The organism is Cryobacterium sp. AP27, from assembly GCF_056680495.1.
In genome coordinates, this window is record NZ_CM155285.1 from 1539225 (window position 1) to 1553993 (window position 14769).

At 61.3% G+C, this 14769-nt stretch carries 14 protein-coding genes; 2 read left to right on the plus strand and 12 right to left on the minus strand.

The annotated features are described in order from the left end of the window. Positions 1-36: 36 nt before the first annotated feature. The 10 genes from AC1MB9_RS07330 to AC1MB9_RS07375 all read right to left on the minus strand — a co-directional run bounded on the left by AC1MB9_RS07330 (position 37) and on the right by AC1MB9_RS07375 (position 10687). On the minus strand, positions 37-576 hold the full coding sequence (locus AC1MB9_RS07330) for a hypothetical protein (RefSeq protein ID WP_479964362.1): 540 nt from the start codon (positions 574-576) through the stop codon (positions 37-39). Between the two features lie 307 nt (positions 577-883). Next, entirely contained in the window at positions 884-1456 is a 573-nt protein-coding gene (locus AC1MB9_RS07335; protein WP_479964363.1) for a tyrosine-type recombinase/integrase, read from the minus strand. A gap of 578 nt (positions 1457-2034) precedes the next feature. Then, positions 2035-2271 carry a helix-turn-helix transcriptional regulator gene (locus tag AC1MB9_RS07340; protein WP_479964364.1) on the minus strand — a complete coding sequence of 79 codons (237 nt, stop codon included), beginning with the start codon at positions 2269-2271 and terminating at the stop codon, positions 2035-2037. Between the two features lie 507 nt (positions 2272-2778). After that, positions 2779-4017: a type II toxin-antitoxin system HipA family toxin gene (locus tag AC1MB9_RS07345; RefSeq protein ID WP_479964365.1), complete on the minus strand. Its 1239-nt coding sequence runs from the start codon at positions 4015-4017 to the stop codon at positions 2779-2781. Then, a complete protein-coding gene (locus AC1MB9_RS07350) occupies positions 4010-4279 on the minus strand; it encodes a helix-turn-helix domain-containing protein (RefSeq protein ID WP_479964366.1) in 270 nt (89 codons plus the stop codon). The genes AC1MB9_RS07345 and AC1MB9_RS07350 overlap by 8 nt, the downstream gene beginning before the upstream one ends. Positions 4280-4767: 488 nt before the next feature. Then, complete coding sequence (locus AC1MB9_RS07355) at positions 4768-6285, minus strand: glycoside hydrolase family 32 protein (RefSeq protein WP_479964367.1); 1518 nt, start codon at positions 6283-6285, stop codon at positions 4768-4770. Further along, positions 6282-7073 carry a carbohydrate ABC transporter permease gene (locus AC1MB9_RS07360; RefSeq protein WP_479964596.1) on the minus strand — a complete coding sequence of 264 codons (792 nt, stop codon included), beginning with the start codon at positions 7071-7073 and terminating at the stop codon, positions 6282-6284. Before AC1MB9_RS07360 ends, AC1MB9_RS07355 begins: the two co-directional genes overlap by 4 nt. A 148-nt stretch (positions 7074-7221) precedes the next feature. Then, positions 7222-8187 carry a carbohydrate ABC transporter permease gene (locus tag AC1MB9_RS07365; protein ID WP_479964368.1) on the minus strand — a complete coding sequence of 322 codons (966 nt, stop codon included), beginning with the start codon at positions 8185-8187 and terminating at the stop codon, positions 7222-7224. Between the two features lie 63 nt (positions 8188-8250). Beyond that, positions 8251-9546: a sugar ABC transporter substrate-binding protein gene (locus AC1MB9_RS07370; protein WP_479964369.1), complete on the minus strand. Its 1296-nt coding sequence runs from the start codon at positions 9544-9546 to the stop codon at positions 8251-8253. Between the two features lie 94 nt (positions 9547-9640). Next, positions 9641-10687 (minus strand): LacI family DNA-binding transcriptional regulator, encoded by a 1047-nt coding sequence (locus AC1MB9_RS07375; protein WP_479964370.1) that lies wholly within the window; start codon positions 10685-10687, stop codon positions 9641-9643. Between the two features lie 999 nt (positions 10688-11686). On the opposite strand from AC1MB9_RS07375, the gene AC1MB9_RS07380 reads away from it, so the two are divergent. After that, complete coding sequence (locus tag AC1MB9_RS07380; RefSeq protein ID WP_479964371.1) at positions 11687-11851, plus strand: hypothetical protein; 165 nt, start codon at positions 11687-11689, stop codon at positions 11849-11851. A gap of 120 nt (positions 11852-11971) precedes the next feature. Continuing rightward, the gene (locus tag AC1MB9_RS07385) at positions 11972-13012 is read left to right on the plus strand and encodes a hypothetical protein (RefSeq protein WP_479964372.1); all 1041 of its coding nucleotides are present in this window, start codon (positions 11972-11974) and stop codon (positions 13010-13012) included. Between the two features lie 147 nt (positions 13013-13159). Here AC1MB9_RS07385 and AC1MB9_RS07390 read toward each other — a convergent pair whose 3' ends face one another. Beyond that, complete coding sequence (locus tag AC1MB9_RS07390; protein WP_479964373.1) at positions 13160-13423, minus strand: type II toxin-antitoxin system RelE family toxin; 264 nt, start codon at positions 13421-13423, stop codon at positions 13160-13162. Beyond that, the gene (gene relB, locus AC1MB9_RS07395) at positions 13420-13707 is read right to left on the minus strand and encodes a type II toxin-antitoxin system RelB family antitoxin (RefSeq protein WP_479964374.1); all 288 of its coding nucleotides are present in this window, start codon (positions 13705-13707) and stop codon (positions 13420-13422) included. The genes AC1MB9_RS07390 and relB overlap by 4 nt, the downstream gene beginning before the upstream one ends. Positions 13708-14769 lie beyond the last annotated feature (1062 nt).

Here is a 14769-nt window from a genome sequence, read left to right on the forward strand (position 1 = left end):
TGCGTGCACGCCCGGATCATCGGACGGCTGAATTGGCTATTCGTGCGCCAGAGGAGCGCAGAGGTCCTCGGCTGTCCCGTTCAGCGCGAAGGACGTGTATAGCCCATTTGAGGTGTCGATTGTGGCTCGCGAATGGCCGTTAACGGCGAGCGACAGCCCCGGGTACTCCACCAACCCGAATGGGCCCTGGTCCCCGGGCCAGAACGTGATCCACAACTGACCGCTGATCTTCACCTCGATCTGGCCGTCCACTTCGGGATACTCCGTGATGTTCCCGACCGTGTGGTGTACGACCGACAGGCCCGTTTCGGGGTTCGTGAGGGTCGGGTACGCGCGCCCCTTGGTCACAACCCGACCGTCGGAGAACTCGGTGACCGTGACCCGAGCATCCGCGTTCGGGGATTCTGTGAAGGCGAACGCGCAGCCTTGGCCGGCGGGGAGGAACATGGCCTCGGGAACTATCGTCGCCCGCGTCGGCTTTGCCGCGTACGCGGCGGAGCTAGGTGCCAACACCGCCACCGCCAGCAGCAATATCGCGGTTATGGACTTGAATCCGGGACGAATGCGAATCGTCATGGGTGATGCTTCCTCAAGGCTCCGACCGGCGAGGCTTATTGCCTGTATTGAAGCTTCCTCCTGCTTGAGGCGGGTGTCAATGGGGGTAGCGGGCGCGAGCGTCCGCTGACCGACCGGGACGCGGGCGCGCAGCCGGTCCAAACACAATCGGGTAGAAACCGTCGTCAACCAGCCGGGAAGATTGTCAATATCGCCGTCTGCCGTAGGGGCGGTCGTGCGCCCAACCTGACTGTATTGCGTCACAAAGGCAACGAGAAGCGGAAACGTTTTCCTTGTCGTGCCATTTGAGGTTCCCCACTGCGACACCTCACTTGGGCGGTGCGAGCTTCTGTAGCACCGCGGCGGGCCCCGGCTTGACCGTGCGGTCGGGCTCGGCGTAGTGGGCCTTCGTCGTGGACGTCGAGGTGTGTCCGAGAACGTCCGCCGCAGCCTGCATGCCGAGCTCGTTGGCGAGGAGTGTTGCACCGGTTCGGCGGAAGGAGTGTGGGGAGATGTTCAGACCCTCGAGACCGGCGGCTCGCAGTATCCTGCGGAATGTTCGCCTCACGTTATACGGCGTCAGCGGCGTACCCGTCCGCGAGAAGAACAGCAGATGCTCGGAGTCCTCCGGGTCGATCAGCTTTAAGCGCTCACGAATCACATCGGCCGCGAACTGCGGCACGCCAATGACCCGGTTCGACTCGTGCGTCTTCGGATGCTCCTGGCGGACCACACCGGCTCCCCTATTCACGACGATCGTTCCGCACACGGTCACCCGAGGCGGATCGGCGTCCAAGTCGATATCGCACTGCCGAATCGCAAGGACCTCGCCAATACGCGTTGCCGTGCCGAGCATCACCTCGATGACGTCCCGCACCTGACCGTCGGACCGGCGCCCCATCCGGCCCTCCTTTGTGTGCCATTCGCGGGCCGCCAGTCTGATGGCCACTATCTGGTCGGGCGTGAGCGCCTTTGGCGTGTGAGGGGGCTTTTTCCCCCGCGACGTCTCCTTGACGGGATTGCGCAGAATGATCTCCCTTCGCAGCCAGCACCATGCCCAGGACATTGCGGGAATGCTTCGCGCGCGTGTACGTCTTCGCACGCTGCATCCTGAGAAACAGTTCGATACGACCGACAGTCACTTCACGAATAGTGAAGTTCTCAAAATATGGCAGCACGAGCCGGCGCAGCTCACTCTCGTAGACGTCCTTTGTCCCTTGGGCACGATCCACGTCGAGAAGCACATCCTCCATCCACGCCTCGGCGAGCAGCCGGAACGGAGAGCCCGCATTCAGCGAGTCGCCAGCTCCTCCTTCAGCGCTGCCACCGCCGCGTTGCGGCACGGACGCGTCGCGCCCACTTGCCGCACCTGACCATCAGAGTCCCGGAAGACCGTCGTCGCCCGAAATCGTTCTGGGCCGACCTTGGTCGTCGTGATGGAACCGAAGGTGCTGATTGGCAGTCGTGGTCGTCCAGCCATCAGCGCCCACCCCCGCGTTCACGCAGAGACTGTGCTGGCTCGTGGAGACCATCGAGCCAGCCGAGAACATCGGAGACGCGGTAGCGGATCTCCCGGCCAACCCGAAAGCCGGACGGGCCACGCCCGTCGTTGCGCAAATCGTAGATGGCCTGCACGTTCACGCCGAGATACTCGGCGAGTTCGCTTGTCGTTAATACCGGCTCAACACCGAGCCCGATGAGGTGCTGAGTGTCCATAACTCATAGGTGTTCAAGGTCATTCCAGACCACTCGAACCGGGTCGTGCACCTACTCTTCGAAGGCTCGAAACACGCCGTTTATTCTGAATGAACGTTGAATAAACGTTAACTCCATCAAGTCTTGCCCCCGAGGACAAAACAAGAAACCCTGATCAAACCATATTTACAGTAGGGCGACTGGGACTTGAACCCAGGACCGACGGCTTGCGCGGGACTCTTTCTCGAGCCGGCAGAGGATGCGTCAAAACCTCGAGTAGTTTTGACCTGACGAGGAGTTCCTTGTTCTATCCGCCTCCAATTTCTCGAAATGTCTGGACTGGGTTCGGCCTGTTTCGAGGCAATAAACGTTGAATAAACGTGCGCGCATCAAATCTCCAGACCGCGGCAACCGCAGCCAGTCACCCTCCCGAGATTGAGCATGGCCAAAGTTCTAAAATATGGCACGAATGTCGTCAAGGGTGCAACTCGCGGGGCCACTCGATTACAGCCCGGGGCGGAGTTCCTGCTAGTGGATGGCGCCCGTCGGACGTCCATTCAGAAGATTTCTCGTGAACCGGGCAATGTCCTCCTGAAGCCCGGCATACGCCTGCTCGACGGGAGTCTCGGAGCGGACGAACTGGTCCACAGCATCAAGCGCTGACGTGATGATCGCGCGCGGTGTGTGCACGTTCCACGACTCGCCTTCGGCGATGAGATCGTCGATGGTCATGGCGGCGTGGGCATATTTTCGGTTGATGGCGAGAGCCATTTTGCCGTCGCTATCGTGGTGAGTTTGCGGGACAACGTCGTAGGCCGGGGTGATTCTGGTGTTGCCGTCGGGGAGGTGGAGCATGCTGATGTTCTTGCCGTGCATATCGAGGTTGCCCACGGCCTGCGAGACGGTCAGGAGTCGGAGGAGCTGCTCAACGGAGGCCCGGTCGCCGTCGCGACCGAGGACATCCGCTATTCGTTTGAGCGACACTTTCCCGCCGAACTCCTGATACTTCTCGTTCTTCGATGCGCCCAGGGCTTGGTTCATGTCTTCCTGGTGGATGCGCCCCTGCGGTGCCTCCGGCGATCGGTCATACCGCTCGATGACGAGACCGGGGATGCGGGCGAAGTCTTCGATCCACGCGTCGAGCGTGGTCAGGCCCGCAGCTTTGGCCGCACGAAAGCCGTCCTCCTCGTCAAAGGTGATTGTCGGGAAGCGCGCCGACGGCGGCTTAACGATGTGCGTCGACGGATACCCTTCGAGAACCTGGAACCACTGATTGTCCTGTCGTGCGAGCACGATCTTGTCTTGCACGCCCGCCAGGGACGTGCGGCCGGACTTGGGCCGGTTTCCCAGCGGCGCGGCCTGCGTGTTGGTGAGCATCCGACCGACCTCGGCCGCCTCAACGGGGGCGAGGGCAGGAGTGCGAGGCTCCCCCGGCGCCTCCGGGTCGAAAATCTGAACGGCACCGGCAACATCCCGGCCGAACTGGGCCAATAGGGCGATGACGTCGTCACTGGACACCCTGATTTCGGCCGCGAGCGTGTCCAGCGCGGTGCCCTCGGGCAGGAGTTCGGCGAAGAAATTTCGTCGACGCGCCGCCCTGCTGCGGTTGCTGATCAGGTCGAACGGCACCGACTCCGAGAGGATCGTGCTGCCGAGCCCAAACGTGTTGATGGCATTCTTCGCGGTGACAAAGTCGAAGGTGCGGCGTTCCGTGCCGACCAGGTGACCCACGAGTTGGCCGTAGAGCTCCACGCGCAGGTCACCCACGGCGTTCGTCCTCACCGCCCGGACGGGGCTCATCCTCCCGGTCGTTGACCTCCATATACATGCGAATGCCGGTCTCGCGCATGATCGCAAAAATGCGCTCGAGCACAATCGTGTTCTTGCCGGACTCCAACCCCCAAATGTATTTCTGGTCCGTCTCCAGCTTCTCGGCGAGCTCCCGCTGCGTGAGCCCGCTCACCAGGCGCCCTTGCTGCAGCATGCGCCCCAAGCCCTCAGGGCCTTTCACTTCTCCACGTGCTGCCATGGCCCTCCCCTTGCGACGGTGTTATTCCCTTCAGGCTACCTGACGGCTTTATCACCGTCAACTGGAGCGAGGGCCTTATTGCCGTCAGGTGGCCTGCGGCTCAGCGAAGTGAGCGCAGGTAGCGTCTACGCGCGATGCGTTGGGCAATCAGCAGAAGTGGGTAAAGGACTCGCCAGGGCTGCCGCGGTGCGGGGCGGGTGAGTGAGCGCACGCGAGACGCACCTCGTCGCCGCATCGGTGCACGATGAACGCCCCCCGCTCGCTGTTTTCACCCGCTGCATCCGCCGCACTCTCGCCCGGAGCCTTGCCAGCAGTCTCACTTCGACTGTAGAGATCCGCCGGGAGCGTGGGGCGTCGATGCTCTGTCGTGTCCCACGCTAGCCGTCAACCATCTCTTGGCCGCGGAATCGGGCGTGAGCCGACCGACCATGGGACTGCCGACGATCGGCAAGTTCGGGTCGGTGCGCGCCGCCGGGTTGGTGACGTCGTTAGCGCTGAAGATCATGGATCGCCAGCGAATCAAGGTGGCCCCCGCCGTGTGTCGCATACAGCGAGATCTCCCGGCTGGCCGTCTTCGGGAATATTTGATCCGTGATGGTGACGATGCCGTCCTGAGCGAAGACTTCCACTGAAGAACGATCGACGTAGATGCGGAGCCTGACTTTGCCTCCAATCAGAGTGACGGGTGCTGATTCCGTCGACGCGAAGGCCGAGTGAAAGTCGACCTCCCCGGAGCGCTTGCGGTTTACGTTCAGACAGCCGGTCGAAGCGTTGTATCCGATGGATGTTCCTTCGTTCGACCCGCCGCGAATGATGAGGCCGATCTCGCCCGCCGTTCCGGGAGTAATGGTCGCGTCGATTCGGAGCACCGAGCCCCACGCTGCTTCCGGGAGCAGCACAGCGCCCTCACTGATCTCCTGGTCAACCACTGAGAAGGCCGCAGGGGCAGGAGGCCGGTCGTCGATGGCGGTCTGGACGAGATGGAGTTCGTCATCCATGGTTTCGAGCCGAATTTCGCGGGGAAGAGACATCGCGCTCTTCCACGGGCTGGTGGGGATGTCGTTCCCGTAGTCCCAGTTATTCATCCACGCGATCATGATCCGTCTGCCGCCCGGAACCCCGCTGAATGACACTGCTGCGTAGTAGTCGCGCCCCCAGTCCAGCCAGCTGTAGCTACGGAGCCTAATTGCCTCATCGTGACCGTCCTCGGGAACGGTGGTCTCTGAGGTGAAGCTGGTGCCATCGAAGTCGCCGAGGAAGTACTGTCCACCCGATCCTCCGGCGACACCGCCTGGGTTGAGGTTGACAATGAGTACCCATTTCAGGTTATCGACGTCGCCGTCCACTGCGAGAGGGAACAGATCAGGGCATTCCCAAACGCCCCCGATCGCGTTAGCAGGACCGAAGCTGCTGAGATATGTCCAGTCCTTGAGATCCGCTGAGCGATATATTACGACCTTGTGCTCGAGCGCCTCGACGGCGACCATCACCCAATAGTCCTCGCCACCCGCGGAATATCGGAAGACTTTGGGGTCCCGGAAGTCGGGTGAGTGTCGGTTGAGAACGGGGTTGCCTTGGTGTTTCGTCCACGTTCGGCCCTCGTCGAGGCTGAACGCGAGGGACTGCGCCTGCAACCCGGCATAAGACGACCGGCCGGTGAAGGCGCTCGTGTAGATGGCCACGAGTGGGGGTGTAGTGACGGACCCGAATCCGCTGGTGTTGTCCGCGTCTACGACGATGCTTCCCGAGAAAATGTCCTCGTTCAAGTCCCCGGTAATGGCCACGGGTTGTTCGGTCCAGGTTGTCAGGTCCGGGGATGACGCATGGCCCCAGGACATGTTGCCCCAGACGTTGCCGCTCGGATTGTATTGGTAGAAGAGATGGTAGAGGCCCCTGTAGAAGAGCAGTCCATTGGGGTCGTTCAGCCAATTCCGGTCTGCGGTGTAGTGGATCGCTGGCCGGAATCTCTCCTGATCCGGTTCCGTCAGCGCACGTTCCCCGATCATCCCTTCACGCCGCTCGAGGCGATGCTGCTGATGAAGGAACGCTGGAACGCGATGAACAGGCCGACCACGGGAAGTGTGATCAATGAGGCGTATGCCATCACCTGACCCCAGGAGACGTTGAGTTGGAAGAAGTACTGCACGCCAACCATCACGGGCCGGAGCTCTTCCGTCTGCACCACCATTAGGGGCCACAGGTAGGAGTTCCACGCTGGCAGGAACGTGAGGATCGCCACCGTTGCGATGGCTGGACCGGACAGCGGCATGATGATCTTGCGGTAGATCCGGAACCAGCCAGCACCGTCCATCCGGGCCGCTTCGTCGAGCTCCTTTGGTATTGATTCGAAGTACTGGTGGAACAGGTAGATCGAGAACGCGTTGGCGATGAACGGGATGATCTGCACTTGATACGTGTCCAGCCATCCCTTCGTGAAGGTGATGTTGAACCCATCGACGACGAAGGAGGGAAGCTGGTTGACCCACCACACGAGGGGAAGTGCGAGCGTTTCAAAGGGGACGATGAGGGTCGCGATGATGAGAGTGAGGATGATTCCTTTGCCGCGAATCTGCATCCGGGATAGGGCGAATGCGGCCAGGCTGTTGACGATGACACCGAGACCGACGGTGATGACGGAGATGCCGATGGAGTTGATGAGGAACCGTGCCGCCGGCACTCGGTCGAAGACTGCTGCGTAGTTGTCCATCGAAATATTACCGATGGGCAGGAACGCGGCAATGGATGAAAGGTCGCCGAAGATCTGCTGATCTGGTTTCAGTGAGGAGACGAACATGAACAGAATCGGGAAGGAGAAGAGCACCGCCAGAGCGATTCGGGCGATCCAGCCGAGGGCGCCGACTCGGGATCCCCGGCGACCCCGGCGACGCGCGGACGATCGAGTGACAATGGCGGCGGGAGGGGCCTGGATTTCGATGGCCATGTCAGGCCTTCTCTCTGGTTAGGAAGCGCTGGATCGCTGCGATTACGAGCACAATGGCAAAGAATACGAGCGAAATGGCGGAGGCGTAGGACGTCTCCTGTTGCTGGAACCCCGATCGGACGGCTTCGTAGACCACGGTCGTCGTCGAGTCGAGCGGTCCGCCCTGGGTCATGACGCTCACCTGGGTGAACAGGCTGAGTGCGCCGATGGTGATGGTCACCAGGATGAGGCTGCGAGTGGCTCGCAGGCCCGGCCACGTGATGTAGCGAAATCGTTGCCATTTGGATACGCCGTCGATGTCGGCGGCTTCGTAGAGTTCGGCCGAGATCGTCTGCAGGCCGGAGAGCCAGATGATCATGTGGAACCCGACGCCCTGCCATACCGACATGAGGATGATCGCGGGCATCGACGTGGCCGGGTCGTTCAGCCAGTCCGGTCCGGTGACCAGCCCGAACGTGACGCGATCGAGGATCACATTGATCAGGCCGTCCTGGCGATACATGAACAGCCACAACAGGGAAACGACGACCATCGACGTGACGACGGGGAGGAAGTAGACCGTGCGGAAAAAAGTCGTTCCCCGGACCCGGGTGTTGATCAAAATCGCCATGACCAGAGCGAGGCCTGCCTGAAGGGGAACAACGACAACCGCGAAATAGGCCACGTTGAGCAGCGCCCGGTAAAAGGTTTCATCGGCGAACAATCGGAAGAAGTTGTCCAGCCCGACGAAAGATGCCGGGTAGGGCGAGATGAGGCGGGCGTTCGTGAAGGCGAGCCCGAAGGCCAGCAGGGCCGGCACGAAGATGAAAAGCACGAGCAATGCGGCTGCGGGTGCGAGCATTGTCACGCCCGCGAATTCTTCCCGGCGCTGGGAGATATTGCGGGGGCGACGGGCCGGTTTGACCCGTCTACCGGCGGTGATTACGCCCTCTGGGGGCGCGAGGTAGGGAGATTGCGTGGACGTCATGATTCCTCCGTTGGCTGGGGGTGGGGTGCGTCCTGTTTCAGGATGCACCCCACCCGCGGTCAGCTACTTCTGCGTGTATCCGCCGTTGGATTTAATGTTGGCGTCGATCGACTTGGTGGCGTCGTCAAGGGTCTTCTGCACGTCTCCGCCGCTGATGATGTCCTGCGTCGCCTTGGCGAAGACCGATGAGATGAACGGGTACGCGGGCGTCTCCGGGCGGAGCACCGCGAACTTCTCGGAGTAGTCGCGGAATGCGGCGAGTTCACCGCCCTCCTCGTAGCCGGGGATGAGGGCCGCCGCCGCCGCGGTTGCCGGGATCGTCCCGGTGGCTTTCGCAACTGCTGCGACATATTTCGGCTGGAGCGAGAAGGAGAGGTAGTCCATGGCTGCTTCCGGGTTCGCGCAGCCGGTGGTCACGCCCCACTGCCAGGATCCGCCGCCGATCTTCGGGCCGGTTCCGAGGTCAACGGTCGGCATGACAGCGAGGTCATCACCAAGCACCTGGCGAGTACTGTCCGCCGCCCAGCTTCCCGTGTACAGGATCGCGCTCTTCCCATTTTGGAAATCGAGCGTCGAGTCCTTCCCGCTCTTTGCGGCGACGTATCCGTCCTTAATGAGTCCCTGGAACCACTCGCCCCATTCCACCGCCTTGTCCCCGTTGAGGACGCCGTCGGCGCTCTGGAAATTCGAGCGGTCGACGAGGTCGCCGCCAAAGGACTGCAGGAACGGCGAGTACGCGTAGGGAATCCACTCCCCCGTGCCAGCCGTCCCGAGGTCGAGCGGGTTGTCCCATTTGCCCTCGGCCTTGAGCGTCTTGAGCGCGCTGTCGAGTTCCGCCTTCGTCCAAGGTGCATCCGTTGTCGCGACACGGATGCCAGCATCGGCTAGCACAGACTTCTTGGCGAACATCGCCAGAGCGACGTCGTAGTAGCCGAAGGAGTATGTCTCATCGTTCCAGACACCCAAGGTGCTGGGCAGGTTCTCGCTCAGGTCCACACTCAGGTCGAGCGGCGTCAGGTATTTCGCCCACGCCCAGTTCGGCACATTCGGGCCATCGATGTCCACGATGCAGGGCAATTTCCCCGCGGCAGCAGCGGCGACCACCGAATCGTTGTAGGACGCCTGAGGGAAAGCCTGGACCTTCACCGTGTTCTTGCTCTGACTCGCGTTATAGTCCTTGACGATCGCCTCGATGGCGTCCAATTCGGTCTTGTTGCCGGCGTTGTGGGTCCAGAGCGTGAGCTTGCCATCCGTGCCGTCCGTGCCACCGCCGCTCGTCGTCGAACAGGCCGCGAGACCAAGTGTGAGCGCCGCTACGGCTAAACTGGCGGTGAAAAGGCGCGTCTTTGCGTGTCTCATTCGTGATTCCTTCTGTGGGTGGTTGCTTGCGAGGGATTTTATTGGGTGAGTAATCGGCGTGCCGATCAACGCAGTCGTTAGAGCGACTGCGACGTTAGTGCGGTTGTCTCGTCTCCGCGTATTGCGGGGGCGGGGCAACCGATGCCCTTTCTACGAGCGGGCAGTGGAGCTGAAGATGCCGCGGGTCATTCGCCGTGTCGCCGTTGATCTCCGCGTGCAGGCGTTCGATGGCCCAGCGTCCCATCTCGTAGTGTGGCAACGCGACGGTCGTGAGGCCGGGGAACAGCGATCCCGCGATGAGCTCGAGGTTATCGATTCCGATGATTGAGAGATCTTCTGGAACTGACAGACCCTTCAAAGCAGCCGCCTGGTAGGCGCCCATGGCCATCTGGTCATTGAAGCAGAACAACGCGGTGGGACGCTCGGCGCGACCGAGCAATGCCAGGGCCGCGGTCCGGCCGCCCGTCGCCGACGGCGACGTGGTCGAGATGAGCGACTCGTCCACGACTAGCCCGTGGGAGCGAAGGCTGTCGCGATAACCGGCCAAACGGCTGCCCGCGGCCGGGATGTCATCCTCGTTCGCAAGGTAGCCGATCCGGGTATGACCGGCCCGCAACAGGTATTCCATGGCCGTCACAGCCGCCCCTGCCTCGTCGGGAACAACCGATGCGAATCGGTCGTCATTACTTTCCGCGTCCAGGAGAACAGTGGGGATGCTCCCGAGCGTGCTCGGAACGACAACCTTCTGGTGATACATCCTGGCGTACACGATGCCGTCCACCTGATGTTGGAGGAGCGCCCGAATCTCGCGGCTCTCCAGATCGGTGTCCATATTGGAATTGACGACCATCAGAACCCAGTCGTGTTCGGCAGCCGCGTCCTGGGCGCCGAGGACAACGGCACCAGCGAAAGGGGTCGTGGAGATTTCGTCGCTCACGAAGCCGATGGTCTGTGAGCGCTGATTGCGCAAGCCGCTCGCCAACCGGTTCGGAGCGTACCCGAGCTCACGGGCGATGAGCTGTACACGTTTGCGCGTTGCTTCAGGGAGCACTCCGCCGCCACTGAGCGAATGAGACACGGTCGTGACAGATACGCCCGCCGCCGCAGCGACATCTTTGATGCCCACACGAATGTTCCCCATCGAACCATCTCCAAAAACGTTTTTGTTGCGATGGACCGATGCTACATTAACGTTTTTGTGCTTGTCAATGATTTGTTCACAGGGACCGCCGCTCCAATTCCGGCGGCCCGGGACGAATTCCGTCCAGTTGCAGGATTCACAGTGGCAACAACATTCTGGCCGGCTGTGCTGCGAGCGAAACGGAGACCGGGAGCGTTGCAGGGTGGGGCTCATGCCGAGCAGGGGCAGGGCCGCGCTCCTCGTCACTTGGGAACCCGCCACGGGACGATTCGGACCGGTGCTAGGAGTCGACCGTGCGCCTGTGCAATTGAGCTGATTGAACCATCGACAGGGCAGTCAGGACGAACAACCCCAACAACGCCGTCAGGCTTCCAATGGCGAGTCCAGAGAGGAACCAACCGGGTGACACGATCAGCTCGGTGTCACTCGCGCTTAGATAGCGGCACTCAAGTCCGACAGGCCAGATTGAAAAGGTCCCCGTGGCCCCTCGCTCAAGTAGGGCCTCGGCCGGTACCGGTTGGGAGACCGCACACTGATACCCAGGAGCTCGTGCCTCATAGGCGGCAGCGGCGACGGGAACACCACACAGCAAGGCGACGGAGATGAGGATCACGGCCAGACCAACTTGAAAACTACGGCTCATATCTGATCGAACCACAGACCGGGCGCAAACTTGCCCGAAGTCGTATTGGTCATGACCTGGCGTCCCCCTTTTACCGAGCGTGAAGGCCTCATTCTCGCATCTGTTCGAAGAAGCCCGTGAAGCGCGCATCGATATTCCTATGTGCCGTGACCTTAGCTGGTGCCCGCAAACCGGACGGCCACTGTGACATTTCCGTGCGGAGGCACGATGGATCAGGATCGACGCCAGCTGTGTCGAGGGGGAACCCTCTGCGCGAACTGCGGCTATGACCCCGGACCAGGCGTTCACTCCAATTCCGAACAGTGTGGTCGGTCTTTTGTTTGTTTCTCGCCGCGCCGGTAGCTAGCGTGGATGCCATGCTCATACCCACAGTGCTGCAAGCGGAAATAAGCGGAAACGTCGCCTCGGTCGGCTATGTGCTGGGCGGTCTCGGCGTCCTCGCGGTAGCAGCCGTGCTGTTCTTGGGCATTCAGCTAATTCGATCGAGGATGACGATCAACCGCGAGAACCCACGCGACTGACCCGAGGGCCTACAACCATCGGCGGTCTGGGGACAGGGACGCGCGAGGGGAACGCTGACCAACTCAGTTCAAGGCATCGAGCGAGGAAGCCGGGCTGTTTCGTCCGGGGAGAATGGGTGTATGCCGGAAGAATTCGAGTGGGTGCCCGACATCGGGCGGGGTGAGTGGCTTCGCCCTCTGGAAGCTGAGCCGTTTGGCAGCCTCCTGTCAATTGTTCCTCGCGGTTTCGAGGCGTACGCGCGCGTGTTTCATCCTGTCGATCGCGATCGCCCGCGCGATACGAAGACGTGGCAGAGTGTCGATGCCGCGACGCACTTCGAGGCTGTCGATGACATCGAGGCGTCGCTTGAGAGGGAGCGCAGCACGTGGGCACAGGCTGCGGCATCGTTCCGCACAACCATGCACGCCGAGGCACAGTACGCGCGGCTGGTGCGGCGCGACTATGGCAATGCCGACGGCGCGATCGGGGCCGACGGTTGGCGCTACGGAAGCACGTTTGAGGGGTGTTTTGATGCGGCCTCGTTGACGACGGCATCCACGGTTCTTTCCCGTCACACCACGACTCCGGATGCGGGTATCGCCGCGATCTGGGAGGGGTGGGGCGGTCTCGTGAGCTCGGCGGGGATCGCACACTTCGGGCCCGAATCAACCGGCGAAGCGTCCACCCGCTACACCGAAGAGGATGCAGCGCACATCGCTGATCCGACGCTTCGGGAGCGACTTTTCACGGCCGCCCGGCAGGGGATCGCCGGGGCGCGTTCCGTCATCGACGCTCTTCCTGACCGTGCCCGCCCAGAGCCGGAACCAGGCTCAGGCGTGCTCACTCGTGAAGCAGCAGCCGGGCCACGTTTCGACCTCCACGGAGGCACGGGACGGCACTACGTTCTATTCGAGGCCGGCGCTAACACCTTCGCGGATGCTGCGTGGCCCGGTCGTGCGCCTTGGGTGGACGGCGTGATGTGGGCACAATCGCCAAGCATCCTGTGGCCTGACGATCAGTCCTGGGTGCTCGCCACCGAAATCGACTTTGACTCGACGCTCGTTGCCGGGACGACGGCGCTCATCCGTGAGCTCGTGCAGACTCCCGGTCTCGAGGTCCTCCCGATCCGAACCGACGCCGACCTGACGTGGGATGGCGACGTGCTCAATCGCCCCGAGTAACGTCGCAGCCCGGAGTGCTGCGCCGAACGCCGCCCGCAAGCCGGACCCTCTGCGGGGCGGGCTGGTATTGGATGTGCCGACGTCAGGCATCGCGCCCAGCTGACGCAGTTGGACTCCGTGGACTGCCGCAAGCCAGTGATCCTTCGATCATCCATAGATGCTGCTGCGGTGATCAATGTCAATCACCAAAACGATCAGGCGTGCGTCTTGAAGGTCGCAAACAACGCGATAATCTCCGACGCGATATCGCCACAGACCTGAGAGGCCTCCGGTGAGGGCTTTGCCTCGGTCCCGGGGGGTGTCGAGTGTCGTGATTGCTCGGAGTGCGTCACGGACACGTCGGGCGGTTTGTGGATCAGCTTTCCGAAACCACTTCACGACGTCGGGTGATAGCTCAACGTCCCAACTCACTCGATCTCATCCAGGATGCTGGCATCGACCGAGGCATCGCTCAGCCCCAGCTCGCGCTCAACAACAGCGAGCGGCACGGCCTGCACCCGACTCGAGCGAAGGTCCGCAGCGCGGGCGATGATGCGGTGCTCCCATTCCAACTCCGACAGGTCTCGCTCTAGCACTTCGCGCACAACATCACCCTGGCTTCGCCGGGTCGCTATGGCGAGCGCTTCGACACGCTCGCGCAGATCTTCGGGAAGCCGCACGGAGATGGGTCGCCCAAGTGGCGCTTTAGTCTTCATGTAAACATTGTAATCGATGTAAGCGTAATTTTTCCCACGCTATCCGTCAGCATTCTCGTAACGGACCAATCCTCGGCCCGCAAGCCGGACCTCAAACGGGAATGATCCCACGGAGACTGGGCTATACGGCCCGCGCAGACAGTAGAGTCCCGTTTGCCCTGCACGTAAGAGATTCCCGCTGACCTGGCTCATACGCAACAACCATTTCAGGCCAGAGAGACCTTGGACACCCAATATCTCTCCGCAACGTTGGACCGCGAGCGGCTCGCGCAGACGCGCCGCACGCACCACTCAGAACACTGAGCGGCGTCGCCGGAGCAGGTCCAGTAGACCTGCCGTCGTCCTCTCCCCCGCGATTCCTCTGCCATTCGAGTGCGGACCCATCCCGCAGCTATCCTGCGCAAATGGAGGATGATCTCCGCTCCGTTCTTGCCTGAACCTGGACTTGCGTGCCGAGCTGAATCGCCGCCTACCGAGCTCACCACCGAACGCAAGAGCCACCGAGCCTCAACGACCCGAAGCTCCTCAAGGCGGACCCAGACCAACCGAGCGCGATTTTGCACTCTGTGAAGAAAAGACTGAGATTCGGCCATTTTGGTGAATAAACGTTGAATAAACGTCAACTGCACGAAATCTGAGGCACGTAGATTTATGTAAAATACCTGATCAAGTTCGATATCAGTGACGGAGTGCGGACTTGAACCCATAACTGAACCGAAATCATCGAATTTACGTGGAGATCGCGATAGAAGAAGTGCCGATCAGGGCATTTTTTTTGGGCAACACCAAAGAATCGACCCCAAAACACCCCCGAAAAGTATCAAATCTCGGCGATTTTTAGAGAAGAAAATCCCTGATCAAACGATATTTTATTGTGGGGCGACTCAGACTTAAACTGAGGACCGACGGTTTGCGCCGGATTCTTTTTTGAGCTGGCGGAGGATGCGTCAAAACCTCGAGTAATTTCGACCTGACGAGGAGTTCTTTGGTCTTGCCACCTCCGTTCTCTCGGAACATCTGGGCTGATTTCGGCCTATTTCGAGGCAATAAACGTTGAATAAA